23 protein-coding genes and 1 pseudogene are annotated in these 25,611 nt (G+C 72.1%); 17 read left to right on the top strand and 7 right to left on the bottom strand.

Annotation, left to right across the window (positions count from 1 at the left end):
- Positions 1-8: 8 nt before the first annotated feature.
- The 3 genes from OG505_RS24985 to OG505_RS24975 all read left to right on the top strand — a co-directional run bounded on the left by OG505_RS24985 (position 9) and on the right by OG505_RS24975 (position 1,017).
- Positions 9-176 (top strand): DUF4244 domain-containing protein, encoded by a 168-nt coding sequence (locus tag OG505_RS24985; protein ID WP_234584142.1) that lies wholly within the window; start codon positions 9-11, stop codon positions 174-176.
- A gap of 113 nt (positions 177-289) precedes the next feature.
- Positions 290-604, top strand: a complete 315-nt coding sequence (locus tag OG505_RS24980; RefSeq protein ID WP_405434685.1) for a TadE family type IV pilus minor pilin — start codon at positions 290-292, stop codon at positions 602-604.
- Positions 604-1,017, top strand: coding sequence for an Rv3654c family TadE-like protein (locus tag OG505_RS24975; RefSeq protein WP_405428101.1), 414 nt, complete (start codon positions 604-606; stop codon positions 1,015-1,017). Before OG505_RS24980 ends, OG505_RS24975 begins: the two co-directional genes overlap by 1 nt.
- 114 nt (positions 1,018-1,131) lie before the next feature.
- Here OG505_RS24975 and OG505_RS24970 read toward each other — a convergent pair whose 3' ends face one another.
- The 3 genes from OG505_RS24970 to OG505_RS24960 form a co-directional block, all read right to left on the bottom strand.
- Entirely contained in the window at positions 1,132-1,710 is a 579-nt protein-coding gene (locus tag OG505_RS24970; protein WP_405428099.1) for a hypothetical protein, read from the bottom strand.
- A gap of 119 nt (positions 1,711-1,829) precedes the next feature.
- A complete protein-coding gene (locus tag OG505_RS24965) occupies positions 1,830-2,033 on the bottom strand; it encodes a hypothetical protein (RefSeq protein WP_405428098.1) in 204 nt (67 codons plus the stop codon).
- 99 nt (positions 2,034-2,132) lie between these two features.
- The gene (locus OG505_RS24960) at positions 2,133-4,511 is read right to left on the bottom strand and encodes a DEAD/DEAH box helicase (protein WP_405434683.1); all 2,379 of its coding nucleotides are present in this window, start codon (positions 4,509-4,511) and stop codon (positions 2,133-2,135) included.
- A 188-nt stretch (positions 4,512-4,699) separates the two neighbouring features.
- Here OG505_RS24960 and OG505_RS24955 point away from each other — a divergent pair, with 188 nt between their 5' ends.
- From OG505_RS24955 to OG505_RS24925, 7 genes are all read left to right on the top strand, one after another.
- Positions 4,700-5,056, top strand: coding sequence for an STAS domain-containing protein (locus OG505_RS24955; protein ID WP_007454668.1), 357 nt, complete (start codon positions 4,700-4,702; stop codon positions 5,054-5,056).
- On the top strand, positions 5,056-5,490 hold the full coding sequence (locus tag OG505_RS24950) for an ATP-binding protein (RefSeq protein ID WP_405428096.1): 435 nt from the start codon (positions 5,056-5,058) through the stop codon (positions 5,488-5,490). The genes OG505_RS24955 and OG505_RS24950 overlap by 1 nt, the downstream gene beginning before the upstream one ends.
- A 370-nt stretch (positions 5,491-5,860) precedes the next feature.
- A complete protein-coding gene (locus OG505_RS24945) occupies positions 5,861-8,236 on the top strand; it encodes a sodium-translocating pyrophosphatase (RefSeq protein WP_405428094.1) in 2,376 nt (791 codons plus the stop codon).
- A 102-nt stretch (positions 8,237-8,338) separates the two neighbouring features.
- Complete coding sequence (locus OG505_RS24940; protein WP_405428092.1) at positions 8,339-8,881, top strand: hypothetical protein; 543 nt, start codon at positions 8,339-8,341, stop codon at positions 8,879-8,881.
- The gene (locus OG505_RS24935) at positions 8,872-9,630 is read left to right on the top strand and encodes a hypothetical protein (RefSeq protein ID WP_405428090.1); all 759 of its coding nucleotides are present in this window, start codon (positions 8,872-8,874) and stop codon (positions 9,628-9,630) included. The genes OG505_RS24940 and OG505_RS24935 overlap by 10 nt, the downstream gene beginning before the upstream one ends.
- Before the next feature lie 343 nt (positions 9,631-9,973).
- A complete protein-coding gene (topA, locus tag OG505_RS24930; RefSeq protein ID WP_405428088.1) occupies positions 9,974-12,820 on the top strand; it encodes a type I DNA topoisomerase in 2,847 nt (948 codons plus the stop codon).
- Positions 12,821-12,899: 79 nt separating this feature from the next.
- The gene (locus OG505_RS24925) at positions 12,900-13,694 is read left to right on the top strand and encodes a CapA family protein (RefSeq protein ID WP_405428086.1); all 795 of its coding nucleotides are present in this window, start codon (positions 12,900-12,902) and stop codon (positions 13,692-13,694) included.
- Between the two features lie 8 nt (positions 13,695-13,702).
- Here the strand turns inward: OG505_RS24925 and OG505_RS24920 are convergent.
- Positions 13,703-15,013, bottom strand: a pseudogene (locus OG505_RS24920) (D-arabinono-1,4-lactone oxidase); the annotation flags it as partial.
- 227 nt (positions 15,014-15,240) lie between these two features.
- On the opposite strand from OG505_RS24920, the gene OG505_RS24915 reads away from it, so the two are divergent.
- Positions 15,241-15,843, top strand: a complete 603-nt coding sequence (locus OG505_RS24915; RefSeq protein ID WP_405434681.1) for a TetR family transcriptional regulator — start codon at positions 15,241-15,243, stop codon at positions 15,841-15,843.
- A 21-nt stretch (positions 15,844-15,864) separates the two neighbouring features.
- Here OG505_RS24915 and OG505_RS24910 read toward each other — a convergent pair whose 3' ends face one another.
- Positions 15,865-17,070, bottom strand: coding sequence for an amino acid deaminase/aldolase (locus OG505_RS24910; RefSeq protein WP_405428084.1), 1,206 nt, complete (start codon positions 17,068-17,070; stop codon positions 15,865-15,867).
- Between the two features lie 317 nt (positions 17,071-17,387).
- Here OG505_RS24910 and tmk point away from each other — a divergent pair, with 317 nt between their 5' ends.
- The 6 genes from tmk to OG505_RS24880 all read left to right on the top strand — a co-directional run bounded on the left by tmk (position 17,388) and on the right by OG505_RS24880 (position 23,313).
- Positions 17,388-19,478: a dTMP kinase gene (gene tmk, locus OG505_RS24905; RefSeq protein ID WP_405434679.1), complete on the top strand. Its 2,091-nt coding sequence runs from the start codon at positions 17,388-17,390 to the stop codon at positions 19,476-19,478.
- Positions 19,478-20,752: a DNA polymerase III subunit delta' gene (locus tag OG505_RS24900; protein ID WP_405428082.1), complete on the top strand. Its 1,275-nt coding sequence runs from the start codon at positions 19,478-19,480 to the stop codon at positions 20,750-20,752. The genes tmk and OG505_RS24900 overlap by 1 nt, the downstream gene beginning before the upstream one ends.
- 122 nt (positions 20,753-20,874) lie before the next feature.
- Complete coding sequence (locus OG505_RS24895; protein ID WP_007454690.1) at positions 20,875-21,204, top strand: YbaB/EbfC family nucleoid-associated protein; 330 nt, start codon at positions 20,875-20,877, stop codon at positions 21,202-21,204.
- Between the two features lies 1 nt (position 21,205).
- Positions 21,206-21,511, top strand: a complete 306-nt coding sequence (locus tag OG505_RS24890; RefSeq protein ID WP_405428080.1) for a hypothetical protein — start codon at positions 21,206-21,208, stop codon at positions 21,509-21,511.
- A complete protein-coding gene (locus OG505_RS24885) occupies positions 21,511-22,191 on the top strand; it encodes a hypothetical protein (protein WP_405428078.1) in 681 nt (226 codons plus the stop codon). The genes OG505_RS24890 and OG505_RS24885 overlap by 1 nt, the downstream gene beginning before the upstream one ends.
- A gap of 285 nt (positions 22,192-22,476) precedes the next feature.
- On the top strand, positions 22,477-23,313 hold the full coding sequence (locus OG505_RS24880; RefSeq protein ID WP_405428076.1) for a stage 0 sporulation family protein: 837 nt from the start codon (positions 22,477-22,479) through the stop codon (positions 23,311-23,313).
- A gap of 213 nt (positions 23,314-23,526) precedes the next feature.
- On the opposite strand, the gene OG505_RS24875 is transcribed toward OG505_RS24880, so the two are convergent.
- Positions 23,527-23,886 (bottom strand): hypothetical protein, encoded by a 360-nt coding sequence (locus OG505_RS24875; RefSeq protein WP_405428074.1) that lies wholly within the window; start codon positions 23,884-23,886, stop codon positions 23,527-23,529.
- A 116-nt stretch (positions 23,887-24,002) separates the two neighbouring features.
- Complete coding sequence (locus OG505_RS24870) at positions 24,003-25,550, bottom strand: recombinase family protein (RefSeq protein ID WP_405428072.1); 1,548 nt, start codon at positions 25,548-25,550, stop codon at positions 24,003-24,005.
- Positions 25,551-25,611 lie beyond the last annotated feature (61 nt).

The following is a 25,611-nucleotide window of genomic DNA, read 5'->3' as shown; positions in this document are numbered from 1 at the left end:
AAAGACGCATGCGCAAACTCATCGCCCGACTCCGCGGCGACGACGGGATGAACACCGCCGAGTACGCCGTGGGCACGCTCGCCGCGGTGGCCTTCGCCGGGATTCTGTTGAAGGTGCTGACCTCCGGCAATGTCCAGTCGGCGCTGACCGCGGTCATCGACCGGGCCCTCAAGTGATCGGGCGCCGGCAGGTCGGCCATGGTCGGAAACCGGGTACCCCCGGGCGAGCGTACGACGACAGCTGGTGGGCCCACCTCGTCGGCGGCGACCGGGGATCCTTCACCGCCGAGCTGGCGGCCGGCCTGCCGGCGCTACTCCTGCTGCTGCTCGCCGGCCTGACCGCAGTCAACGCCGTCAGCACCCAGGCGAGTTGCCTGCACACCGCCCGGGAGGTGGCGTTGGCCGCCGCCCGGGGAGCCAACAGCGCAGATGGAGAGCGCGCGGCGCCACCGGGGGCAGAGGTGTCGGTGTCGGTCGACGGTGACCGGGTGCAGGCGACGGTCCGCGCGCCCGTCCGCGCGCTCGGGGGCCGGCTACCGAAGATCACCGTTGTCGCCACCGCGGTCGCAGCCGTGGAACCCGGTGCCGGCGAGGGGAGTTGGTGATGCGGCATCCCGAGGATCGGTCGCGTGGGCACGGCCCGGACGTCGAGCGACACGACGGCGGCCGACCGGACGCGGAGCGAGGTGGTGCCACCCTGCTGCTGCTCGCGTTGGGACTGGTCTTCGTGCTGGTCGGGACGTTCGGCGCCGCCGTCACCGCAGCGGGGATGGCGGCTCAGCGGGCGGCGGTGGCCGCTGATCTCGGTGCGCTGGCCGGCGCTGCCCGGGCGTTTGACGGCGACGCGGTCGCGTGCGCGTCCGCCGCGGACATCGCCCACCGCAATGCTGGCCGGCTGATCGACTGTCTGCTCGACGGGCTGGACGTGCTGGTGACCGTCGAGGTGGCGTTCACACCGCTTCCGGGCCTGACCCGGGTCGCCGCGTCGACGGCCCGCGCCGGCCCGGTGCGCGGCTGAGTCGATGGTCCGGGCGGGCCCGCGCCGACTCAGCCGGCTGGCCGGGACAGGGTTGCGGGTCCTGTCCCGGCCAGCGGCCGAGAGGGTCGGTCGCTGGGTGCGAGCCGGGGTGCGTCAGCGGGACTGGAGCGCGTCGAGGGCGACGGCCATCGCGATGACGAGACGACGGTCGATCTGCGGGTTCTGCACCTCGACGACGTACTTGTCGCGCAGGCCCCACTTCTTCACCACGGAGAAGATCGGCTGGCCACCGGCGGTGAAGTCGAAGTGGTACGGCAGCCAGGACAGCGAGTCGACGAACCGGCGCAGCAGTGCCACCGGCAGGCTGCGCTCCTGACCCGTCACCTGCGGCAGGCCGGCCTGCTCGACGTGCCAGGTGGAGCGGAGCAGCGACTGGGCGAAGTCCTTGCGGAACAGGCCGATCGCGTTGCCGGCCGCGTCGGTGACGTCGTACGTCGCGCCGAGGTCGATGCGCTGGCGGGCCTTGAAGCCGAGCAGGGGCTGCTGCTTGGAGTCGTCGCTGTAGATCGTCACCTGCTCCTTGAAGGCGAGCCGCTTCTGCTGCGCGAACGCCAGCAGCTCACCCTCGGTGCCGTCCGGCGCGACCGCCCGGACCTCGTACTGGTTGACCATCATCCGCAGCCGCTGGCGGATGTGGAACTGCTGCAGGGTCTGCAAGTTGTCGAGCTGCATGTGTTCTCCTCAGGGGGATGCTGCGCCGGAGTCTCGCACAGCCAGGCAACCACCGTCGGCCCGTGGCCCTGGCGCTCCCACCCCCACCGGTCCGCCCCGCGGGACCGGTCCCGCGACGGTCAGTGGCCGTCCACGGTCACGCGCAACGACCAGGTGTTGAGCACCTGGTGGATGCTGCGCAGCCGTTCATTGATCTGCTCCAGTCGTTCCGCCTGAGCCAGGGCGGCCAGCGCCGCCCCGAGTGCGATCTGCTGGTCGAGGGTGAGATGGTCCTGGTCGATGGTGTAGAGCAGGTCGACGGTCTCAGCGATCGTGTCGGCCACGGCTTCTCCTCGGGCGCGGGGGCTAACTGGAACACAAGCATCGATGGAAGCGCTCCCATGCCATTGTGCCCAGTGCCGTCGGGATTCATGCAAGATGCCTCAGGCGGGCAGATTCTCCAGCACCACGTCGAGCACCCGGATCGCGTCCGGCTTGGAGAGCGGGTTGTTGCCGTTGCCGCATTTCGGCGACTGCACGCAGGACGGGCAGCCGGTCTCGCAGCCGCACTCCGCGATGGCGTCCCGCGTGGCGCGCAGCCAGGCCGAGGCCGTCCCGTACGCCCGCTCGGCGAAGCCAGCGCCGCCCGGGTGCCCGTCGTAGACGAAGACCGTCGGCGCCTCGGTGTCCGGGTGCAGGGCGGTGGAGAGCCCGCCGATGTCCCACCGGTCGCACGTCGCCATCAGCGGAAGCAGGCCGATCGCGGCGTGTTCGGCGGCGTGCAGCGCACCCGGCACGTCGGCCTGCTGGACCCCTGCGGAGGCCAGCGACCGTGGTGACAGCGTGAACCAAACCGCCACCGTGCGCAGCTCCCGGGTGGGCAGGTCCAGCGGTCGGGTGTCGATCACCTCGCCGGTGGCGATCCGGCGCCGCTGGTACGACACGACCTGGCTGGTCACGTCCACCTCGCCGAGGAACATTCCGACCGGTCCGGCGTCCACGTAGGAGCGCACCGACACCACGGACAGGTCCGTGACGTCCCGGGCGTGGGTGGACCAGTCCGGCTCCTCGACGTGCACCAGCGCGCAGCCGTCGGCCAGGTCGAGGTCGTCGACCACGTACGAGATGCCCTGGTGCAGGTAGACCGCGCCGGGGTGGAGCAGGAAGTGCGACGAGCCTCCGTCGACCGTGCCGAGCAGCCGGCCGGTGGCGGACTCCACCACGCACACCGGGGCGCCGCCCTCGCCGCGCAGGTCCACCTCGGGGCGCTCGCGATGCCGCCAGTACCAGCCGGTCGGCCGCTGCCGCAGCGCACCGGCCTCGACCAACTGGTCGATGGCCTCCTTCGCCCCGTCGCCGAAGAGCGCCAGGTCGGCCGGGGTGAGCGGCGCCTCGACGGCCGCGCAGGCCAATTGCGGCGCCAGCACGTACGGGTTGGCCGGGTCGAGCACCGTCGCCTCGACCGGCGCACCAAAGATCGCCTCCGGGTGGTGCACCAGGTAGGTGTCCAGCGGGTCGTCCCGCGCCACCAGCACGGCGAGGGCCTCCTGCCCGGATCGCCCGGCACGGCCCGCCTGCTGCCACAGTGACGCCCGGGTGCCCGGATAGCCGCAGATCAGCACGGCGTCCAGACCGACCAGGTCCACGCCCAGCTCCAGCGCATTGGTGGAGGCCAGACCGAGCAGGTCACCGTGCAGCAGGGCACGTTCCAGCTCGCGTCGCTCCTCGCGCAGGTAGCCGCCCCGGTAGGCGGCGACCCGGTCACCGAGCCCCGGGACCGCGTCGTCCAGCGCCCGGCGCGCGTTGGCCGCCACCACCTCGGCGCCCTTGCGGGACCGGACGAACGCGAGCGTACGTACGCCCTCGGCGACCGTGTCGGCGAGCAGGTCCGCGGTCTCGCGCAGCGCCGACCGGCGGACCTGGACGAGGTCAGTGGTGGCGTCGTGGTCGCCGGCGGCCTGCGCGGGCACCGCAGGGGTGGCCGAGTCGGGTGGGAGCAGCGGCGGCTCCCAGAGCGCGAACGTCACCCCGCCGCGCGGTGAGGCGTCCTCGGTGACCGCCGTCACCGGCAGGCCGGTCAGCCGGCCGGCGGCGGTCGCCGGGTCGCCGGACGTCGCCGAGGCGAGCACGAACACCGGGGTGGCACCGAAGCGGGCGCACTGCCGGCGCAGTCGACGCAGCACGTGCGCCACGTGCGAGCCGAACACACCCCGGTAGGTGTGGCACTCGTCGATCACCACGTACGCGAGGCGGCGCAGGAAACCGGACCACTGGGCGTGGCCGGGCAGGATGCCGTGGTGCAGCATGTCGGGATTGGTCAGCACGAAGCGGGAGTGCCGGCGGATCCACTCCCGTTCGGCACGCGGCGTGTCCCCGTCGTAGCAGGCGGGGCGTACCCCCTCCAGTTCCAGGCCGGCGACGGCCCGCAGCTGGTCGGCGGCGAGGGCCTTGGTCGGCGCCAGGTAGAGCACGGTGGCCCGGGGGTCGGCGAGCAGCGTGGCCAGCGCCGGGAGCTGGTACGCCAGGGACTTGCCGGAGGCGGTGCCGGTGGCGACGATCACGTGGCCGCCGTCGTACGCCAGGGTGGCCGCCTCGGCCTGGTGCTGCCAGGGCGCGACCACGCCGCGGCGGGCGAACGCCGCCCGCAGCTCCGGCGGCGCCCACGCCGGCCAGGGGGCGGGCACCCCGACCCGGGCCGGCACCCGCTCGACGTGGGTGACCGGGTCGCCGGCGCCCCGGGCGCGCAGCCGGCGCAGCAGGTCGACCGGCGCTGGCCCGGCGTCGTGACCTGCGGATACGGTGGGCGCGGCGGACGACTCCAGGTCACGGCGCGGCGTAGGACGCGCCGAGAGGAAGTCGTTGGAGGTCACGTCCTGCACTCTCGCACTGGTGTTCGGAGATGAAAAGCCGGGGCCGGGGGTAAGGGGAAGCCTCCGCCGGTGACCGCAGGGTGTCCCGGCGGTAGTGGTTAGATGCCCAGGAGAGTTTACGGCTCTGGCGAGGAGGACCGATGGAGCTGTCGCTGGCGACGCGCACCGTGGGCGAGCACACGGTGCTCGAGGTCGGCGGTGAGGTGGACGTCTACACCGCGCCCCGGCTCCGTGAACGACTCCTCGAGCTGATCGACGGTGGCGCCCGGCACGTGGTCGTGGACCTCGGGCGGGTGGACTTCCTCGACTCCACCGGTCTGGGCGTGCTGGTGGGCGCGCACAAGCGGCTGCGTACGGCCGGCGGCTCATTCGCCCTGGTCTGTGACAAGGAGCCGCTGCTCAAGATCTTCCGGATCACGGCGCTGGACCAGGTGTTCCCGCTGCACCCCACGGTCGAGGCGGCGGTCGGTGCGGGCCCGACCGGCGCCAACGCGTGATGGCGACGGTCCGGCTCTCCTTCTCTCCGGCGCCGGTGCACGTGCGTACCGCCCGACTGGTCGGCGTCGCCGTCGCCCGGCGTGCCGGTGTCCGCGAGGATCTGCTGGACGAGGTGCGCCTGGCCATCGGTGAGGCGTGCACCCGGGCGGTCGCCCTGCACCGGCAGTACGGCCTGGCCGATCCGGTGCTGGTGGAGATGTCCGACGGCGGCACGTACGCGGTGCGGGTGGTGGACCGTGCGCCGATCGAGGCCGGCATCGGGTTGGCGGCGTTGCCGCCGGACGAGTTGGCCAACGAGTCCCTGACCGACGAGGCGCTGACCACGGGCGTCGGTTTCGCCCTGCTGGCGGGCTTCGTCGAGGACCTGCAGGTGCGCCCGGTCGACGAGGGCGTCGGCACCGAGGTGCGGATGGTGTGGCCGGTCGGCCGCTGACCCGAGAAACTGCCGAAGAACGCCGAGCACTGCCGAAGAACGCCGAAGAACGCCGAGAACTGCTGACGAAGGCCGCATCCCCGCTGGGGTGCGGCCTTCTCTTCATGGATCGGGCCCTATATCAGATTTCGTTTCATAACACAGCGACGAAGATCATCGAGACACGGTGCCACCTCGGTGTGACCTCGAACACTGCCGACGGCTACAGTACCCGGGTTGTCAGCAAGTGATCCAACCCGCAGCCAGCGGGTATGGGTGGTCATCGCTGGTCCGCTGGGGTGGGTTGGCGCGCGCTTGCGAGTCCGCATCCAGGCGTCGACCGGTGCGTCTCCACCCGTCGACGCGAGTGTTCGGTAACAGGAGGACACAGATGTCCGAGACCTTGGCCGCCGATGGCGGCGGGCTTTCCCTTACCGGAAGCAATGTCACATACGTCGTCATCGCCGCGGTCATCGCGTTGGTGGCGCTCGTCTTCGCCGCCGCGCTGACGAAGACGGTGCTGGCAGCCGGCAAGGGCACCACGAACATGCAGGAGATCTCGGGGGCGGTCCAGGAGGGCGCCTCGGCCTACCTGCTCCGCCAGTTCCGCACCTTGGCGATCTTCGTCGTCGTCGCTGTGGTGCTGCTCTTCCTGCTGCCGGTGCGCGACACCGACGGCAGCGAGATGGCCGTGAAGCTCGGCCGCTCGCTCTTCTTCATCGTGGGCGCCGTGTTCAGCGCGTCCATCGGCGGCGCCGGCATGTGGTTGGCGACCCGCGCCAACCTGCGTGTGGCCGCCGCCGCCCGGGAGCGACAGGGCGGCCGCGAGGCGGCCATGAAGATCGCCTTCCGAACCGGCGGCGTGGTCGGCTTCCTCACCGTCGGCCTCGGCCTCTTCGGCGCCGCGCTCGTCGTCCTGGTCTACCGGGGTGACGCGCCCACGGTGCTGGAGGGCTTCGGCTTCGGCGCCGCGCTGCTGGCGATGTTCATGCGGGTCGGTGGCGGCATCTTCACCAAGGCCGCCGACGTCGGCGCCGACCTGGTCGGCAAGGTCGAGCAGGGCATCCCCGAGGACGATCCGCGCAACGCCGCCACCATCGCCGACAACGTGGGCGACAACGTCGGTGACTGCGCGGGCATGGCCGCCGACCTCTTCGAGTCGTACGCGGTGACGCTGGTCGCCGCGCTGATCCTCGGCCGCGCTGCCTTCGGCGAGGACGGTCTGGTCTTCCCGCTGATCATCTCCACCATCGGCGTGCTGGTCGCCATCGTCGGCGTCTTCATCACCCGGCTGCGCGCCTCCGACCGCAGCGGCCTCACCGCGATCAACCGGGCCTTCTACATCTCCGCCGTGATCTCCGCGATGCTGGTGGCGATCGCCGCGTACGCGTACCTGCCGGCGACCTTCGGTGGCCTGGAGGGTGGGCTCCGCAACGCTGACGGCACCCCGATCGACGGCAACCCGCGACTGGTGGCCATCGGCGCGGTCGTGATCGGCATCGTGCTGGCCGCCGCGATCCAGGCGCTGACCGGGTACTTCACCGAGACCAACCGCCGGCCCGTGCAGGACATCGGCAAGAGCTCGCAGACCGGTGCCGCCACCGTCATCCTGGCCGGCATCAGCATCGGGCTGGAGTCGGCCGTCTACTCGGCGCTGCTGATCGGCGCCGGCGTCTTCGGGGCGTTCCTGCTCGGTGGCAGCTCCATCACGCTGTCGCTGTTCGCGGTGGCGCTGGCCGGCACCGGCCTGCTCACCACCGTCGGCGTCATCGTCGCCATGGACACCTTCGGGCCGATCTCCGACAACGCCCAGGGCATCGCCGAGATGTCCGGTGACATCGACGAACACGGCGCCCGGACGCTCACCGAGCTGGACGCGGTCGGCAACACCACCAAGGCGATCACCAAGGGCATCGCGATCGCCACGGCGGTGCTGGCGGCGACCGCGCTGTTCGGCTCGTACACGGACACGCTGAAGGCTGCGTACGGGGACGCGAAGGTGGGGAACGTCGAGGCGGAGATCCTCAACTCGCTGAACGTGGCCAACCCGCGCAACCTGGTCGGCCTGATCATCGGTGCGGCGGTCGTCTTCCTCTTCTCCGGGCTGGCCATCAACGCGGTGTCCCGCTCGGCCGGCGCCGTGGTGATGGAGGTGCGCCGGCAGTTCCGTGAGCTGCCCGGCATCATGGACCGCACCCAGCGCCCGGAGTACGGCAAGGTCGTCGACATCTGCACCCGGGACGCGCAGCGCGAGCTGATGACCCCCGGCCTGCTCGCCATCCTGGCGCCGATCGCGGTCGGCTTCGGCCTCGGGCCCGGCGCGCTGGCGGCGTACCTCGCCGGTGCGATCGGGGCCGGCACCCTGATGGCGGTCTTCCTGGCCAACTCCGGTGGCGCGTGGGACAACGCCAAGAAGCTGGTCGAGGACGGCGCGTACGGCGGCAAGGGTTCCGAGGCGCACGCCGCCACGGTCATCGGCGACACCGTCGGTGACCCGTTCAAGGACACCGCCGGCCCGGCGATCAACCCGCTGATCAAGGTGATGAACCTGGTCTCGCTGCTGATCGCGCCCGCCGTGGTGGCGTACAGCGTCGGTGATGACCGCAACGTCGGTCTGCGGGTGGGCATCGCGCTGGTCGCGACGCTGATCATCGTGGCGTCGGTGGTCTTCAGCAAGCGCAAGGGCATCGCGATGGACGACTCCGACGCCGGTGGCAACACCGGCGCGGGCAGCGCCGACCACCGGCCGGAGACGGTCAACGCCTGAGCGACACCGGCACCGGGGTCCCCGTTCGACGTACCCGTCGGGCGGGGACCCCGGCCATCCGGACCGGTGCCACGCCTGGCCGAAGGCCGTACGCTGCAACGCATGCGTACGTGCCGGGCGTCTGCCGCCGGAAAGCTCACGGTGGTCCTGGCCACGCTCGTCGTCGTCCTCTCCGGCTGCGGTGGTGGGCCCAGCCCGCGGGCCTGGGCGGCGTCGGTCTGCGGCGCGCTCACGCCGTGGCGCTCCGAGATCAGCAAGTTGACCAGCAGCACCGATCAGCAGATGACGGCGCAGACCACTCCGGCGCAGGCCAAGGAGAACCTGGTGCGGCTCTTCGGTGGTGCGGAGCAGGCCAGTGAGACCGCGCGCCGCAAGGTCGAGCAGGCCGGCGTCCCGGATACCGACAACGGCGAGGTCATTTCCGCCGGGTTCCGCAGCTCGCTGAGCAAGATGCGGGATGCCTACGGCCGGGCCCAGGACACCATCGAGGGGTTGGGCACCGGCGAGCCGGCCGCCTTCTACGACGGCGTGCGGGCCGCCGTCGAGACGCTGAACAAGGAGTACGACGCCAGCGCTCTGGACACCAGCCAGCTCAACTCCGAGGAGTTGAAACAGGCATTCGACGAGGTGCCGGAGTGTCGCTGAACGGGCTCGGTGACGCTCCGGCGGCGCAGCCGCTGCCGGCGCTGTTCCCCGCACCCGAGCCCGATCCGGCGGACGCCGGCGCGGCGACGTCGGGTGCCAGCCGGCGACGCGGCGGCCCGGCCCGATCGGAGTCGAGTCGCCCGGGGCCGCCGCACGCCGACGACGCGGGGCGGCAACTGGTCTTCTTCGGCGCGGATGCCGCCGAACCGGCGGTCGCCGATCTGGCCGGGTTGCTGGCCGGGCCGGGCGAGGTGGTCCGGATGGGCGGCACGGCCCGGCTCGCGGTGCGGGTGGACGCCGCCTGGCGGGTGCACGTGCTCGTCGCCGAACTGGCGCTGCGCGGGCTGGCCGCGAGCTGGGAGCCGACCGAGGACGGGCGACACACCGTTCGGACGTCGTACACCCGGCTGTTGAAGCCGCTCGCGGTCGCGTGGCTGCACGGCCCGGCGAAGCGCCCGCCGGAGGTCTTCCACCTGACCGGCCGACGGCTGCGGCTCTGGCTCGCCGCCGCCGGGACGCCGGAGCCGCCCGGCGGCTTCCTGCTGCGGCTCGGCGAGGGCGATCAGGAGTCGTGGGACGCGATCGGCGCGGCCCTCGCCGCCGCCGGCCTCGCCGGCACGTTGCTCGGGCCGGGCGAGGGCGGCCCGGCGTACCGGATCACCGGCCGGCGGCGGTTGGCGCGGCTCGCCGAGCTGGTCGGCGGACCGCCACCGGCGGCGCCAACGGACGCCTGGCCCAGCCGGGGCTGAACCCGTCAATTCGCCCAAGCCGGGAGGGTGGCCGGCTGTCCGGTGCCGGACAACCGGCGGGTTGATCCAGAGGAAAACAGCCGGGTCGGGCCTGGACCGAGGGCCCGCCATCGTCACAGTGACCCGCTTCGAGCCCTACTCACGGTGTACGGTGGCGCCGTCCGGCAGTGCCGAGCACGGCGGGGCGGGGAGCGCCGCGCCGCAGCGGATTGCCGCCCGCGAAACCCGAAACGCGGACGGCGCGTTACGTTGGACATCCGGACCGCCGGTGCCACGGCGGGGTCGAGAGCGGTCGCTGTCCGGGCGCCGGAAGGCCATGAGCAGGAGTGAGGTCGACAGAGACGTGCCGAGCAAAGCTGGAACCACCCGTCTGGTCATCGTCGAGTCACCGGCGAAGGCCAAGACGATCTCGGGCTACCTCGGCCCGGGGTACGTCGTGGAGGCCAGCTTCGGTCACGTCCGCGACCTGCCGCGCAACGCCGCCGACGTGCCGGCCAAGTACAAGGGCGAGTCCTGGGCCCGCCTCGGGGTGGACGTGGACAACGGCTTCCACGCGCTCTACGTCGTCTCCGCCGACCGCCGCCAGCAGATCAGCAAGCTGGTGAAGCTCGCCAAGGAGGTCGACGAGATCTTCCTGGCCACGGATGAGGACCGCGAGGGCGAGGCGATCGCCTGGCACCTGGTGGAGACGCTCAAGCCCAAGGTGCCGGTCAAGCGGATGGTCTTCCACGAGATCACCAAGCCGGCGATCCAGGCGGCGGTGGCCAACCCCCGGGAGATCGACCGCGACCTGGTCGATGCCCAGGAGGCCCGGCGGATCCTCGACCGTCTCTACGGCTACGAGGTCTCCCCGGTGCTGTGGAAGAAGGTCATGCCGAAGCTCTCGGCCGGCCGGGTGCAGTCCGTGGCGACCCGGATCGTGGTCGAGCGGGAGCGGCAGCGGATGGCCTTCCGCACCGCCGAGTACTGGGACATCCTGGCCACCCTCGCCGTGGCGAACGCCGGTGAGGGGCCCCGGGCCTTCAACGCCACCCTGATCGCGTTGAACGGCGACCGGATCGCCACCGGTAAGGACTTCGAGCCGACCACGGGTCGGGTCCGGGCCGGCGCTGGCGTCGTCCACCTGGACGAGGGCGGTGCCCGGGGGCTCGCGGCCCGCCTTGCGGGCCGGCCGTTCACCGTCACCCGCGTCGAGGAGAAGCCCTACCGCCGTCGCCCGTACGCGCCGTTCATCACCTCCACGCTCCAGCAGGAGGCGGCCCGCAAGCTGCGCCTGTCCTCGCAGCAGACGATGCGTACCGCGCAGCGGCTCTACGAGAACGGCTACATCACCTATATGCGTACCGATTCGGTGAACCTGTCGGAGACCGCCATCTCGGCGGCCCGCCGGCAGATCGTCGAGCTGTACGGCGAGCGCAGCGTTCCGCCGGAGCCGCGCCGCTACACGGGCAAGGTGAAGAACGCGCAGGAGGCGCACGAGGCGATCCGCCCGGCGGGGGACAACTTCCGCACCCCGGGCGAGGTGGCCAAGGAGTTGTCCGCCGAGGAGTTCAAGCTCTACGAGCTGATCTGGCGGCGGACCATCGCCTCGCAGATGACCGACGCGGTCGGTTCCAGCGTGTCGGTGCGCATCCGGGCGGTCTCCACCTCGCAGGAGGAGGCCGACTTCGGCGCGACCGGCAAGACCATCACCGACCCGGGCTTCCTGCGCGCGTACGTCGAGTCCAGCGACGACGAGAACGCCGAGGCCGAGGACGCCGAGCGCCGGCTGCCCACCCTGGTCAAGGACCAGCCGCTGACCGCCGACGAGTTGGCCGCGCAGGGCCACCACACCCAGCCGCCGTCGCGCTACACCGAGGCGTCGCTGGTCAAGGCCCTGGAAGAGCTGGGCATCGGCCGCCCGTCGACCTACGCGTCGATCATGCAGACGATCCAGGACCGGGGGTACGTCACCAAGCGCGGCCAGGCGATGATCCCGACGTTCCTGGCCTTCGCGGTGATCGGGCTGATGGAACGGCACTATCCCCGCCTGATCGACTACGACTTCACGGCCACCATGGAGAACGAGCTGGACGAGATTGCCGGCGGTGACCACGCCGCGGTCGACTTCCTCACCGCGTTCTACTTCGGCAGCTCCAACGGTGCCGGTGACCAGGGCATCGCTCGTTCCGGCGGGCTCAAGAAGCTGGTCACCGAGAACCTCAGCGACATCGACGCCCGCAGCGTCAACTCCATCCCGCTCTTCACCGACGACGACGGCCGCGAGGTCGTCGTGCGGGTCGGCCGGTACGGGCCGTACCTGCAGCGGGAGCTGCCCGGCGGCGAGCAGCCGACACCGGCCGCCTCCGGCGAGGGCGAGGAGGGCAGCGCCCAGGGCGACCGGGCGCCGATCCCGGAGGGCCTGGCCCCGGACGAGCTGACCCCGGAGAAGGTGCACGAGCTGTTCCTTGGCGGCAGCGGCGAGCGCAAGCTCGGCGACGACCCCGCCACCGGCGAGCCGATCGTGCTGAAGTCCGGCCGATTCGGCCCGTACGTGTCCAGTGGCGAGCGGAAGTCGTCGCTGCTGCGCTCGCAGACACCGGACTCGCTGTCGCTGGAGGAGGCGCTGCGGCTGCTCAGCCTGCCCCGGCTGGTGGGCGTCGCGCCCGACGGCGTCGAGGTGTTCGCCAACAACGGTCGCTACGGCCCGTACGTGAAGCGGGGCGAGGAGTTCCGCTCGCTGGAGTCCGAAGAGCAGATGTTCACGGTCAGCCTGGACGAGGCGTTGGCCCTGCTGGCCGCCCCGAAGACCCGGGGCCGGCGGGCCGCCGCGCCGCCACTGCGGGAGATGGGCGTCGACCCGCTGACCGAGAAGCCACTGGTGATCAAGGACGGCCGCTTCGGTCCGTACGTCACCGACGGGGAGGTCAACGCGTCGCTGCGGCGTGGGCAGACCCCGGAGGCGTTGAGCATCGAGGAAGCCTCGGAGATGCTGGCCGACAAGCGTGCCAAGGGCCCGGCGCCGCGCAAGAAGGCGGCGGCGAAGAAGGCGCCCGCGAAGAAGGCCACGGCCACCAAGAAGACGGCCGCCGCCAGCAAGTCCACCGCCGCGAAGAAGACCACCACCGCCAAGGCGACGGCGGCCAGGAAGGCGACCCCGGCGAAGAAGGCGGCCCCGAAGAAGGCCGCCGCCAAGCCGGTCGAGGAGTAACAGCCGGCGCGCCGCCCCTAATGGGCTAAATGTCCGATTCTATGGCGGGGCTCCGGCGTGGACTGCCTAACGTGAGGGGATGTTCGCAGCCCCTGTCCCGCGCCGCCGCGTGCTCGTCGGCGCTGCCGCAGGTGCGCTGCTGCTCGCCGTGGCCGCCGTCGGCATCCGGACGATGGACGCGGACAGCCCCTCGCCGGCCGGCGCCACCACCTCGCACGCTCCCCCGCAGACCTCCGCCTCGGGGTCGTCCACCGGGCCGACCCGGGATCCCGCCAACCGGCGGACCGTGCGACTCGTCGCCGCGGGTGACGTTCTGATCCATCCAGCGGTGACCGACCAGGCACGCCGGGACGGTGCCCGTGCCGGGGGCATGGACTTCGCCCCGATGTTCGCCGGGGTCGCCCCGGCGGTCCGCGGCGCCGACCTGGCGCTGTGCCACCTCGAGACGCCACTGGCCGATCCCGCCGGCCCGTTCGCCGGCTATCCGTCGTTCAACGCGCCCCCGCAGGTGCTCGACGGGCTGCGTACCACCGGATTCGACGGCTGCTCGACGGCCTCCAACCACACCCTCGACCAGGGCGCCGACGGGGTGGCCCGGACGATCCGCGCACTCGACGCCGCCGGGCGTGTGATGGCCCGGGCGACCTTCACCGAGACAGCCCCGGGGCGCTGGACGGTGACCCGGATGGAGGCACTGCCGACCTGGACCGACCTGGCACCGGCCCTCCGGCTGGTTGACCTGACCGCAGCGCTTGCCGACCCGGGCACCCCGCCAGGTCTGCGGGGCGACTACCGGGCGGCGTACCAGCGGGTGCTCGGCTACGTCCGGGCCCTCGGTGCCGGCGCGGACCAGGTGGTGGCGTCGGGGGGCTGAGCACCGCCGCCGAGGACGCGGTCGAGGTGGGCGTTGGCGAACCGGTGGTCGGGGTCCAGGCGGTCGCGTACGGCCAGGAAGTCGGCGAACCTCGGGTAGGCGGGGGCCAGGCTGGCGGCGTCACGGTAGTGCAGCTTGCCCCAGTGCGGGCGGCCACCCAGCCCGGCGGCCACCTCCTCGAAGGCCCGGAAGTACGGCTCGTGCGGCATGCCGACGTACTGGTGCACAGCGATGTACGCGGAGTCCCGGCCGTAGCCGTGCGACAGCCAGATGTCGTCGGCGGCGGTGAACCGCACCTCGACCGGGAAGAGCACCTTGAACGGCAGCCCGTCGACGATCCGCTGGAGCGCGGCGAGCGCCTCGGGTAGCGCCTCGCGGGGCAGGCCGTACTCCATCTCGACGAACCGGACCCGGCGCGGGGTGCAGAACACCCGGTCGGAGCGCCCGGTGTACTGCCGTTCGGTGAGCGCGCGGGCGGAGACGGCGCTGATGCCGGGTGCCAGCGCCGGCACGGTTCGGCCGATCCGGCAGGCGCCGGCGAAGACCGTGTTGGCGAGGAAGTCGTCGTCCAGCCAGCCGCGCCAGCGGGGCAGTGGCCGGTCGTTGGCGGGTACCCGGTCGTTGGTCTTGACCTGGACGCGCGGGGTGTAGGGGAACCAGTAGAACTCGGCGTGGTCGTGGCCGCCGATCAGCGTGGGCAGGTCGGCGAGCACGTCGGCCAGCGCGGCGGGCCGTTCGTGGGCGTGCAGGACGAAGGCGTCGACGCAGCGCAGGGTCACCTCGACCAGCACTCCGAGCGCGCCGAGCGACACCCGGGCGGCCGCGAAGACGTCCGGGTGCTCGTCGGCGGAGCAGCGCAGCACCTCTCCGCTGCCGGTGACCAGGGTGAGGGCCTCGACGAAGGTGGACAGGCAGCCGTAGCCGGCGCCGGTGCCGTGGGTGCCGGTGGAGATCGCGCCGGCGACGGTCTGCGCGTCGATGTCACCGAGGTTGGGCAGTGCGAGGCCGTGCCGGGCGAGCAGTCCGTTGAGCGTGTGCAGAGTCATTCCCGCCGGTACGGTGACGAGTCGGCGCGCGACGTCGACGCTGACGCCGGTGTCCAACTCGGACAGCTCCATCCGCCGGTCGTCGGCGAGCGCGATGGCGGTGAAGGAGTGGCCGCTGCCGGTCACCCGGATCCGGCGGCCGTCGTCGGCGGCGGCGCGGACGGCCTCGGTGACGTCGGCCACCGAGCCGGGGCGGAGGATGGCGGTGGCGGAGCCACGCTGGTTGCCGGCCCAGTTGGACCAGCGGGCGGTGAGCGGTGCGGTGCCGACCATGCGCGCTCCTCGTTCATGAATATGAAACTGACTTCATATCAGGAACGTTGTACCTGGTAAATACCGCAATTGCGATCCGCTCGTTGTACCGGTAGTCACGGACTCGTGACGTGGAGATATGTTCATCCGTCGAAGGGGGGTGGCGCCGAGTGTCCACACCAGCCGCCACGACCGGGCCGCTGCGCCGCGTACCGGTGCAGGGTCGAAGTGTCGCGCGGGTACAGCGCATGTTGGATGCCTGCGCCGAACTCGTCGACGAGGTGGGGTACGAGGGTCTGACGACGACCCTGCTCGCCGAGCGGGCCGAAGTGGCGATCGGGTCGGTCTATCAGTTCTTCCCGGACAAGCGGGCGATCGTGCAGGCGTTGACCCTGCGCACGATGGAGTCCTACCTGCAGCGGCTCGACGAGCGCTTCGCCTCCGACGAGATGACCCACTGGTGGGACGGCGTCGACGCGGGCATCGACGAGTACATCACGATGCACCGCACCGTCCCCGGCTTCCGTACTCTGCACTTCGGCGACGTGGTCGACCTGCACCTGCTCGATGAGCAGCGGGACAACAACGGCGTGATCGCCGACCAGTTGGCGCGCGTGCTCACCGAGCGCTTCGGGCTCACCGACGTGCCGAAGCTGCGCTTCGTCCTGGAGATCGCGGTGGAGGCCGCCGACGCGTTGATCAAGCTCGCGTTCCGGCGGAAGTCCGACGGCGACGAGCGGGTGCTGCTCGAGGCGAAGGCGCTGATCCGGGAATACCTGCATCGTCAGGTCGACGGGCGCGACAGCGGCCGCCCCGCCGAGCAGCAGGCCGAGGCCGTCCAGCACGCCTGAGTCGGCGCGCGGGGCGGCCCGTCAGAGGAACGCGTGGCCCTCGCCCCGGTAGGTGGGCACGGTCGCCACGACCGCGTCCCCCTCGACGAGGTGCAGCTCGTTGACCCGTTCGCACAGCTCACCGGCCTTGGCGTGCCGGAACCACACCCGGTCGCCGACCCGCAGGGTGGCCGCCGCCGCGCCGGAGAGCGGGGTCTGCACCTCACCGGCGCCCTCCGTGGCGACGAGCTTCAGGCCGGCCGGCAGCCACGGCCGAGGGAGCCGGCTGTCGGCGGCCTGGCCGGAGGCGATCCAACCGCCGCCGAGCACCGTCGCCAGCTCCGGCGTCGGCCGGCGGACCACCGCGCAGGCGAAGAACGCCGCCGGGGTGGGCCGCCACGCGCGGTACGCGTCGAACAGCGTCGGCCCGTACAGGCCCGATCCCGCGGTGACCTCGGTGACCGCGGGATCGGCGCTGGTCGCGGCCACGCTGCCGGTGCCGCCGCCGTTGACGAACGCCAGGTCGGCATGCTCGCGTACCGCCGCCACCGCCGCGCCCCGGCGGGCCAGCAACTCGCGGTACGACCCGCGCTGGGCCAGCCGGATCGCGCCGGCCAGCAGCGTCCGGCCCGGCGGCGCGTCGCCCAGGCCGGCGATCTGCGCCTCGTACGACATGAGCCCGACCAGCCGGAAGCCGGTGCGGCCGGCGACGGCGGCGGCGAGCGCGCCGGCCGCCCGGGCGCTGTGCACCGGCGAGCGGCGGACGCCGACGTGCACCCCGCGCAGTGGTCGCCAGGAGGCGTCCAGGTCCAGGCAGAGCCGCAGCTCGGCGCGCTGCCCGGGCGCTCGGACGGCGTCGATGAAGTCCAGTTGCCCGGTGCCGTCGATCATCAGGGTGATCGCGGCGGCGAGCGTCGGGTCGGCGGCCAGTTCGGCGAGGGCCGCCCGGTCGGCGCTCGGGTACGCGACCAGCACGTCGTCGCTCATGCCGGCGCGGACCAGCCAGATCGCCTCGGGCAGGGTGAACGCCATCACGCCCTGCCAGCCGGGTCGGGCGAGCGCCCGGGCGATCAGCTCCCGGCTGCGCACCGACTTGCTGGCCAGCCGGAGCGGTTTGCCGGCGGCGCGGTCGGCCAGGGTCGCCGAGTTGGCGTCGAAGGCGGTGAGATCCACCACGGCGTACGGGGGGTCGAGATGGGCGGTCGCCCGGTCCAGGCGGTCGCGCAGTTTGTCGCTTTCGATGGCCACGTGTGCACGCTAACTGTCCGACGGTGAATGCGAAACACCCTCGCATACGTCCCGGGCTGCGGCCGGTGCCTTCGGCGGCCTAGGCTCAGCGAGCAGGAGAATGTCGCCGGTGGGGCGGCCCCCACCGGGTCTAGAGTGTTCCACCGGGGGTGCCCAGCGATGGGCCGGCACGTGGAGGTACGGCCATCGAAAGCCAGAACAGCGGCGAGTCGCCCGGCGTGTCGCGCGCGGGTGACCAGTCGGGCAACGCCGCCAACCAGTCCAGCTCCGGTCAGGTCGATCCGTCCGGCTACGCCGCGATCCGCTCGGTTCTGCGGATCAGGCCGTTCCGGCGGCTCTGGCTCGTGCTCGGCGCGGCCTCCTTCGGCGACTGGCTCGGTCTGCTGGCCACCGCTCTCTTCGCCGCCTCCCAGGTGCAGGGCAGCACCGCCCAGGGCGCCGCGTTCGGCGGTGTGACCGCGATCCGGCTGCTGCCCGCGCTGGTGCTCGGCCCGGTGGCCGGCGTCTTCGCCGACCGGTTCGACAGGCGCTGGACGATGGTCATCTGTGACCTCCTGCGCTTCGTCCTCTTCGCGTCCATTCCGCTCTACGCCCTCAGCGGCGCCGCGGGCGGTCTGGTGGTCGGCTGGGCGCTGATCGCCACCTTCCTGATCGAGTCGATCACCCTGCTCTGGATCCCGGCCAAGGAGGCCGCGGTCCCCAACCTCATCCCGCGGGCCCGGCTTGAGGCGGCCAACCAGCTCACCCTGATCACCACGTACGGCCTCACCCCGGTCGCCGCCGCCATCGGCCTTGCCGTGCTCGACCGTGGCGTCCGTGGTGCCGTCGGTGGCGACCTGCCCTCCTGGGCCGAGCCGGCCCAGCTCGCGCTCTGGTTCAACTCCTTCTCCCGGCTCGCCACCGCGCTGGTGGTGGCCTTCGGGATCAAGGAGATCAGCGAGGCGCAACGCGGTGAGACCGAGCGTTCCGAGCAGAGCATGTTCCGGCAGTTCTCCGAGGGCTGGAAGTACATCGGCCAGACCCCGCTCGTGCGTGGTCTGGTGCTGGGCATCTTCGGCGCGTTCGCCGGTGGCGGCATCGTGGTCGGCACGGCCAAGTTCTTCGCCAGCTCGCTGGGCGCCGGCGACGCCGCGTTCTCGCTGCTCTTCGGCGCCATCTTCGTCGGTCTGGCCCTCGGCATCGGCCTCGGTCCGATGATCGTCAAGGAGATGTCCCGGCGCCGATGGTTCGGTATGAGCATCGTGCTGGCCAGCGCCGCCGTGATGACCCTCGCCTTCGCCATCCACCTGTCCATGGCGATCGTCGGAGCGGTCCTGGTCGGCGCCGGCGCCGGGATGGCCTTCCTGGCCGGCACCACGCTGCTGGGCGGCGAGGTGGCCGACGAGGTGCGTGGCCGGGTCTTCGCGGTGGTGCAGATCGGCACCCGGCTGGTGTTGATCCTGGCCATCGGGCTGAGCAGCGTTCTGGTCGGCGTCGGTGGCTCCCGCAAACTGACCATCGCCGACCTCGGCATCTCCGTCTCCTCGACCCGGCTGCTGCTGCTCGCCGCCGGTGCCGCGGGCATCTTCGCCGGGATCAGCGCCTTCGGCCAGATGGACGACAAGAAGGGCGTGCCCGTCCTCGCCGACCTCTGGGGCTCGATCCGGGGTCGCCCGCTGATGCCGACCGAGCCGTTCGTCTCCGCCGGGCTCTTCGTGGTGTTCGAGGGTGGCGAGGGCGCCGGCAAGTCCACCCAGCTCACCGCGCTCGCCGAGCGGCTGCGCGGCCAGGGGTGCGACGTCCTGGTCACCCGTGAGCCGGGGGCCACGGCCGTCGGCCAGCGGATCCGGTCGCTGGTGCTGGACACCTCCGGCGACGAGGCGCCCTCCCCGCGCGCCGAGGCGCTGCTCTACGCCGCCGACCGGGCGCACCACGTGGCCGCCGTGGTCCGGCCCGCGCTGGTCCGTGGCGGTGTGGTGATCAGTGACCGGTACGTCGACTCGTCACTGGCGTACCAGGGCGCCGGCCGGACGCTTCCGGTCGACGAGGTCTCCTGGCTCTCCTCCTGGGCCACCGGCGGGCTCAAGCCGGACCTGGTGGTACTGCTCGACGTCGAGCCGCGGACCGGCCTGTCCCGGGTGGCCTCGCGTAACGCGGGCGCCGACCGGCTCGAGGCGGAGTCGATCGCCTTCCACGAGCGCGTCCGCTACGCGTTCCTGGACCTCGCCGCAGCCGACCCGAAGCGCTACCTGGTGCTCGACGCGTCCCGACCGGTCGACGAGATCACTCAGCTGGTGGTCCGGCGCGTGCAGGAGATGCTGGGCAAGCCGGGCGGCATCGTGCACCCCCGCCCCGCGCAGGGCCCGGACACCTCGGTGCAGCCGGAGTTATCCGACGCGGAGTTGGTGACGATGGAGCACAAGACCTGATGCCGGACGTCTTCGCCGATCTGGTCGGCCAGGACGAGGCGGTCGCCGAACTGCGCCGGGCCGCCGGCGCGGCGGCGGCCGTGCTGCGCGCCGGCGCGGCCGACCGGGCACCCGCGCTGGTCGCCGCGGGCCCGGCCAGCGAGGCCGCTTCCGAGGCCGGTGACACCGAGCCCGGCGTGCTGGATCCGTCCACCGGGATGACGCACGCCTGGATCTTCACCGGGCCGCCCGGTTCCGGCCGCTCGGTCGCCGCCCGCGCCTTCGCCGCCGCCCTCCAGTGCACGTACGGCACCGGCTGCGGCGAGTGCCCCGGCTGCCACACCACGATGGGCGGCACCAACGCCGACGTCCGGATGGTGGTGCCGGAGGGGCTCTCCATCGGTGTCGGCGAGATGCGCGCGCTGGTGCTGCGTGCGGCCAGCACCCCGTCCGGCGGGCGCTGGCAGGTGGTCGTCATTGAGGATGCCGACCGGCTCACCGAGGCGGCCGGCAACGCGCTGCTCAAGGCCATCGAGGAGCCGCCACCGCGGACGGTCTTCCTGCTCTGCGCCCCATCCACCCACCCGGACGACATCTCGGTGACCATCCGGTCGCGCTGTCGTGTCGTACCCCTGCGGCAGCCGCCGGCCGCCGCGGTGGCCGAGGTGCTGGTCCGTCGGGACGGCATCGCGCCCGACGTGGCGCAGTGGGCGGCGGCGGCCGCGCAGGGGCACGTGGGTCGGGCTCGCCGGCTGGCCCGCGATCCGGAGGCCCGCAAGCGGCGTGAGGCGGTCCTCGCCGTGCCGCGCCGGCTGACCGGCGTCGGCGCGGCGTTCGACGCGGCGTCCGCGCTGATCGAGGCGGCCGAGGCGGAGGCCGAGGCGTCGGTGTCCGAGGCGGACGCGACGGAACGGGCCGCGCTGGAGACCGCGCTCGGCGCGGGCGGCACCGGCCGGGGCGCGGCCGGCGCGATGCGCGGTGCCGCCGGGCAGCTCAAGGAGTTGGAGAAGCGGCAGAAGTCGCGGGCCACCAGGGCCCAGCGGGACGCGTTGGACCGGGCGCTCGTCGACCTGGCCGGCTTCTACCGGGACGCGCTCACCATGGCGCTGCGGGCCCCGGTCGATCCCGTGCACACCGACACCGCCGCGCTCGCCGGCGCGGGGGCCCAGAAGTGGGACGCCGAGGGGTCGCTGCGCCGGTTGGAGGCCGTTCTCGCCTGCCGGGCGGCGATCGAGGCGAACGTCAAGCCACGCATCGCGGTCGAGGCGATGATGCTCGCCCTCTGGAAGGGCTGACCCGCAGCTCCAGCCGGTTGTCCACAGCCATCGACACGCGCGATTGCGGTGCGGTACGGTCCGGTGTGCCGTGGTGACGGTGGCGGCACGCTCAGTGAGGGGTCATCCGGGAGGAGTCGCCGATGCCGCGGGGGGAGATCGACGAGGCCTGGATCGAGGAGGCGGTGCGGCGCTACCGCCGCATCGAATCGTTGCAGGCCGAGTTCGACCAGGCGGTGTCGACCGTCGAGGTCACCGTCCGGTCGCCGGACGGGTTGGTCGAGGTGGTGGTCACCGCCGGCGGGCGGATCACCGACGTCCGGTTCCTCGGGCCGTTGCACACCCGCAGCCCACGAGACGTGGCGGGCTCGGTGCAGGCCGCGGTCACCGCGGCCGCCGACGCCGCCGAGTGGGCCCGGGAAAAGCTGCACAACGAGACGTTCGCCGCCTACCGACCGCTCGCGGGGGCCTGACATGGACACACTGCGCGCGCTCTCCGCCCGGCTCGACGAGGCGAGCGCCACGCTGACCACGCTGTCCCACTCGGTCACCGCCAGCGACCCGGCCCAGGCCGCGTTCGGCGCGGACGCCCCGGGCCGCCCCGGCGAGATCGGTCGCGCGCTGCACCGACAGTGGACCGCCGCCACCGACGATCGGGCCCGCGAGGCACGAGCCGCCGCCGCTCGGCTCGCCGCCGCCTCCTCGGCGGTCCGCGAGGCCGCCGACCGGTACGCCGAGGTCGACCGCGCCGCCCGCCGCCGGATCATCGGGGAGCCGTGATGGACCCACTGGACCGGCTCGCCGAACCGGGCCTCGACCTGCTCTACCGGGTGGACGCGTTGCTCGCGGCCGGCGTTCCCGAGGGGCACCGGGTCTGGCCGCTGCTGCGCCGGATGCAGGTGCTGCCGGGTGACGCCGTCCGCGGCTTCCTCGACCTGCACCCGGCGCCGCTGGCCAGCGCCGGGCACGCGGTGCGCCGGCTGGTCCGGGGGTACGACGACGTCGGCGCGGCGCTCACCGACCCGGTGCTCTGGTCCGGCCCGGCCGCCTCGGCGTACGGGCAGGAGCGCGCCGCGCTGCTGCGCCATCTCGACGAGGGCCCGGAGAGCCTGGTCGGGCGACTGGAATCCACCGCCGGGTACGCTGACGCCCTCGCCGACTGGGTGGAGGGCAGCCGCCTCGCCCTGGCCCGGACGATGGCCGACGTGCTGCGCTCGGCCGAGGCGGTGGCCGTGGTCGCCGCCACCGCCACCGGCCCGCCGACCCGTCTGACGCCGGTCGGGCCGGGTGTCGCCGACGCGGCCGAGATCGCCGCGCGGGTGCTGGCGGTGCTGTGCGTCGCGTACGACGGCGCCGAGACACTGCTGCGCCAGTGGTCGCCGAGCCTGGCCGAGTCCACCTGGCGGTCGTCGATGGACGGCCGTCCCCGCTACGACCAGCCCACCCGGGTCGGCTGGTAGCCGGTCGTCGCGTCCTCGGACAGGCCACGGCGTCGCTCGCGGACGCCCGAGCAGAGTCGGCGCCCACGGCGACGCCGTGGTCTTCCCCCTGCACCCCCCGCAGGTCTGCCTCCACTCAACGCCGCCCGGAGACGTTTGTCCCCCACCCGCGGCCGGAATCAACCGTCCGGGCGAGGGTCAACGGCACGACGGGTGGCCCGGCAATGGGTCAAGTCGACGGTCATGGATGCCGGCGTGGGGATTGACCGGTGCGCCCTTTGCGGTGATGCGTCGTAGGGTGGGGGGATGGGCATGCTCTGCGCGGTCAGCTTCAACCGGTACGGGCGCCTCTACTACCTCGACCCGGGCGAGTTGCGCCCGCAGGTGGGCGACCGGGTGCTGGTGCCGACCGACGACGGGCCCGAGGTGGCCGAGTGTGTCTGGGCCGCCCAGTGGGTGAGCGAGGAGACCGACGGCTTCCCCCGGCTGGTCGGGCTGGCCGGCGACGACGACCTGGTTCGGGACGAGGCGCTGCGCCGTCGTAAGGCCGAGGCGAAGGTGGCGGCGAAGCGACTGATCCGCGCGCACGGCCTCCCGATGAAGGTGGTGGCCGTCGACCACGTGCTCAACTCGGGCGACGGCGGCGGCGAGCGCAGCACCGTCTACTTCACCGCCCCGCACCGGGTGGACTTCCGGTCCCTGGTCCGCGACCTGGGCGCCACCCTGCACTGCCGGGTCGAGCTGCGGCAACTCTCGGCACGGGATTCGGCCCGCGTCCAGGGCGGCATCGGCTCGTGTGGTCGGGACCTGTGCTGCGCGACGTTCCTCACCGACTTCGAGCCGGTGACCATCCGGATGGCCAAGGACCAGGATCTGCCGCTGAACCCGCTGCGCATCTCGGGGGCGTGCGGCCGGTTGATGTGCTGCCTGAAGTACGAGCACCCACTGTATGACAGAAGCAGCATATACCCGACGAGTGGCCAGAGGGTTACCACCCCGGAAGGCGAGGCCAGGGTCGTCTCGCGGCACGTCCCGAGCGAGACGGTGACTGTTCGCCAGCTCTCCAGCGGCGAGACCAAGCGGTGCTCGCTGTCTGACGTCTGCGGATCGCGCCGGGCATACGAAGAAGGCCCCACTCCGTAGAGCAGGGCCTCCTCCACCCCAGGGGGAACCGGGGGTCTATCGGGACTCAGCCCAGGCGACGAAACGCGGGGCCAGGTCCGGCAGCTTGGTGTCCGGGTTCAGCTTGGTCAGGTCGGCCTTCGCCTCCTCCTGAAGCGAGGCGAGGTAAGCCAGTAAGCCCGGCCGATCCTCGCGGTACTGCCCCAGGAGGCGCAGCTTGGCGGCAGAGCAGGGTCAGAGGATGCCGCACGCCGGACAGCGCCACGACGGGCGAAGCGGCTTGTGGCCTTCGAGGGTGGTCATCGGCCGACCCTCACGGGGTACGTGGGATCGGGCGGCGCGGATCGGTGGCGCGACGCGGGGCCTGAACCTGTAGGCGCACCCGTCGCGCATCACGTACAGCTCACGCCGCGCCACAGCATCGCCTGCCGCGTTCAGCTCGTACCCTTCGATCCACACCACCCTCGTACGTGTACCGCTCGGGAACTTGCGGATGACGCGTACGAAGATCGGGCGCAGGAACTGCACGCTCGCGGCGGTGGTCAGGTGGACGATGTCGCCGGCCTTCATCTCCCCGATCACGTCGACGCCCACCGGCTGTCGGGGACGCGGTTGAGGCGGTTGACCGGCCATGGCGGAACTTGGTCCCCGCCGGCCCGGGGGGAAGCCCTCTCTTCCCTCATCGCGAGGAAGGGGGGCTTTCTGCTTGCCTACTGCCAGGCAGGGGAGAACGGCGACTCGATCAGCTCAGGCTTCCAGGTCCCCTCACCCTTTTTCGGTCGACCCTTGCCCCGAGGCCGGACCTGGATCAGCACGAAGGCGTCGCGCAGGATCTGGCGCTGCTCACCCAACTCCATGGCATCGAACTCCTCGTACGCGGCCTCGATGTCGATCTCTTCGGCTGGACCACCGTGTGCGCCGGCCTTCGCCAGCGCGGTCTGAACGTCGACCAGCTCGGCCTGGAGCTTCGCGGACCCCTCCTGTAGGGCGGCCCGGGTGATGAACCCCTGGGTCCGGTCCTCGACCAGCTCGGCCATGAGCGTGGCGATCTCCTTCTCTCGCTCTTTGAGCGGCGTGGTGTCGATGCTGACCGGCTGCGGATGGAACGCCACCCTGCCAGTCTTCTCCATCTGCTGGATCAACCGGCGCACGACGATCCCGTCGGCGAAGTCCACGCCGATCGAGCAGTGCCCCCGGCCCAGCTCCGGCTTGTTCGCCCAGCCCTTGCACACGTAGACCAGGTCGTCCTTCTCCCGGCCTCGCCTGTCCACCCCCATCGACGCGTTGCACACCGAGCACTTCGCGATGGCGGACAGCAGATTCTGCAACTTGCCTCCGTTGCCGTCTGGGCGCTCCCGGTCAGTGAGCAGGCGATCCACCGCCCACCAGGTCTCCTCGTCTACCAGCGCCTCCCAGTTTCCGTCGCCGACGATCTCCCCGTACAGGGTCTGTTTGCCCATGTTCCGAGGCGAGCGCAGCCAGTTCCGCACGGCGACGTTGTTCCACTGCCCGGACGGGTTGTAGTCCTGCTTGCGGGGCTGGCGAGGCCGAGCCTTCTCCGGATCCGGCGCGGTGGTCGTGAAGCCGGCCTTGTTCCACTCCCGCGCCACGGTCGATAGGAACTTGCCGGCGAGCACATCGCGGTACGCCTTGCCGCCAGCCGCCGCCTCAGACTCCCGCAGTGTGCCGTCCAGCTCGTAGCCGAACGGACGCCGGATCCACTGCGGCTCGCCCTGCTGGATCCGCAGGTCGTTGCGCAGGATCTGGCGCTCTGCCTTCCGCTCCACCTCGGCGGTAGCCACGGCGGCCAGGATGCGGGCGACCATCCGACCCACGTCGGTGGTCAGGTCGATATCCCCGGTGGCGGTGGCCAGGCCGATGTTCTTCTCCACGGCCAGCTCGATCAGCACCTCCAGGTCCTTCATCGAGCGGGTTACCCGGTCCAGGTGCCAGGCCACGATCAGGTCGGCTTCGCCGTCCTCGATCATCTGGACGACCTTCATCCAGCCGGGCCGTTCGGTGAGCCGGAAGTCGGTGGCCGAGATGGTGTCGTCGACAACGGCGACCACCTCCCAGCCACGGGCCAGGGCCAACCCCCGGCACGCTTCCTCCTGGCGCTCCAGGCCGGCACCCTCGCCGGTCCGGTCCATGCTCATCCGCAGATACAGCACGGCGCGGAGGGCGGTGCCCTGCGGGGCGAGAGCCCGCATCGCCCGGCGACGGGCAGCACTCTTGATCGTGGTGGCGCGGGGAGTCATGGGGCATCCTTGACCTGGTCATCAGTCATTCAGTCAAGCTAATGGATGTACTGTCTGCGGT

The organism is Micromonospora sp. NBC_00617 (assembly GCF_045161355.1).
Lineage (GTDB): Bacteria > Actinomycetota > Actinomycetes > Mycobacteriales > Micromonosporaceae > Micromonospora.
The sequence above is the reverse complement of the archived record's forward strand: the minus strand, read 5'-3'. Positions and strand labels throughout refer to the sequence as shown.

What these genes read in the sequence shown, in the direction of transcription:
- OG505_RS24985 (WP_234584142.1), top strand. Translation starts at nt 9, where the DNA reads ATGCGCAAACTCATCGCCCGACTCCGCGGCGACGACGGGATGAACACC.
- OG505_RS24975 (WP_405428101.1), top strand. Translation starts at nt 604, where the DNA reads ATGCGGCATCCCGAGGATCGGTCGCGTGGGCACGGCCCGGACGTCGAG.
- OG505_RS24970 (WP_405428099.1), bottom strand. Translation starts at nt 1,710, where the DNA reads ATGCAGCTCGACAACTTGCAGACCCTGCAGCAGTTCCACATCCGCCAG.
- OG505_RS24955 (WP_007454668.1), top strand. Translation starts at nt 4,700, where the DNA reads ATGGAGCTGTCGCTGGCGACGCGCACCGTGGGCGAGCACACGGTGCTC.
- OG505_RS24950 (WP_405428096.1), top strand. Translation starts at nt 5,056, where the DNA reads ATGGCGACGGTCCGGCTCTCCTTCTCTCCGGCGCCGGTGCACGTGCGT.
- OG505_RS24945 (WP_405428094.1), top strand. Translation starts at nt 5,861, where the DNA reads ATGTCCGAGACCTTGGCCGCCGATGGCGGCGGGCTTTCCCTTACCGGA.
- OG505_RS24940 (WP_405428092.1), top strand. Translation starts at nt 8,339, where the DNA reads ATGCGTACGTGCCGGGCGTCTGCCGCCGGAAAGCTCACGGTGGTCCTG.
- OG505_RS24925 (WP_405428086.1), top strand. Translation starts at nt 12,900, where the DNA reads ATGTTCGCAGCCCCTGTCCCGCGCCGCCGCGTGCTCGTCGGCGCTGCC.
- OG505_RS24915 (WP_405434681.1), top strand. Translation starts at nt 15,241, where the DNA reads ATGTTGGATGCCTGCGCCGAACTCGTCGACGAGGTGGGGTACGAGGGT.
- OG505_RS24900 (WP_405428082.1), top strand. Translation starts at nt 19,478, where the DNA reads ATGCCGGACGTCTTCGCCGATCTGGTCGGCCAGGACGAGGCGGTCGCC.
- OG505_RS24895 (WP_007454690.1), top strand. Translation starts at nt 20,875, where the DNA reads ATGCCGCGGGGGGAGATCGACGAGGCCTGGATCGAGGAGGCGGTGCGG.
- OG505_RS24890 (WP_405428080.1), top strand. Translation starts at nt 21,206, where the DNA reads ATGGACACACTGCGCGCGCTCTCCGCCCGGCTCGACGAGGCGAGCGCC.
- OG505_RS24885 (WP_405428078.1), top strand. Translation starts at nt 21,511, where the DNA reads ATGGACCCACTGGACCGGCTCGCCGAACCGGGCCTCGACCTGCTCTAC.
- OG505_RS24880 (WP_405428076.1), top strand. Translation starts at nt 22,477, where the DNA reads ATGGGCATGCTCTGCGCGGTCAGCTTCAACCGGTACGGGCGCCTCTAC.
- OG505_RS24870 (WP_405428072.1), bottom strand. Translation starts at nt 25,550, where the DNA reads ATGACTCCCCGCGCCACCACGATCAAGAGTGCTGCCCGTCGCCGGGCG.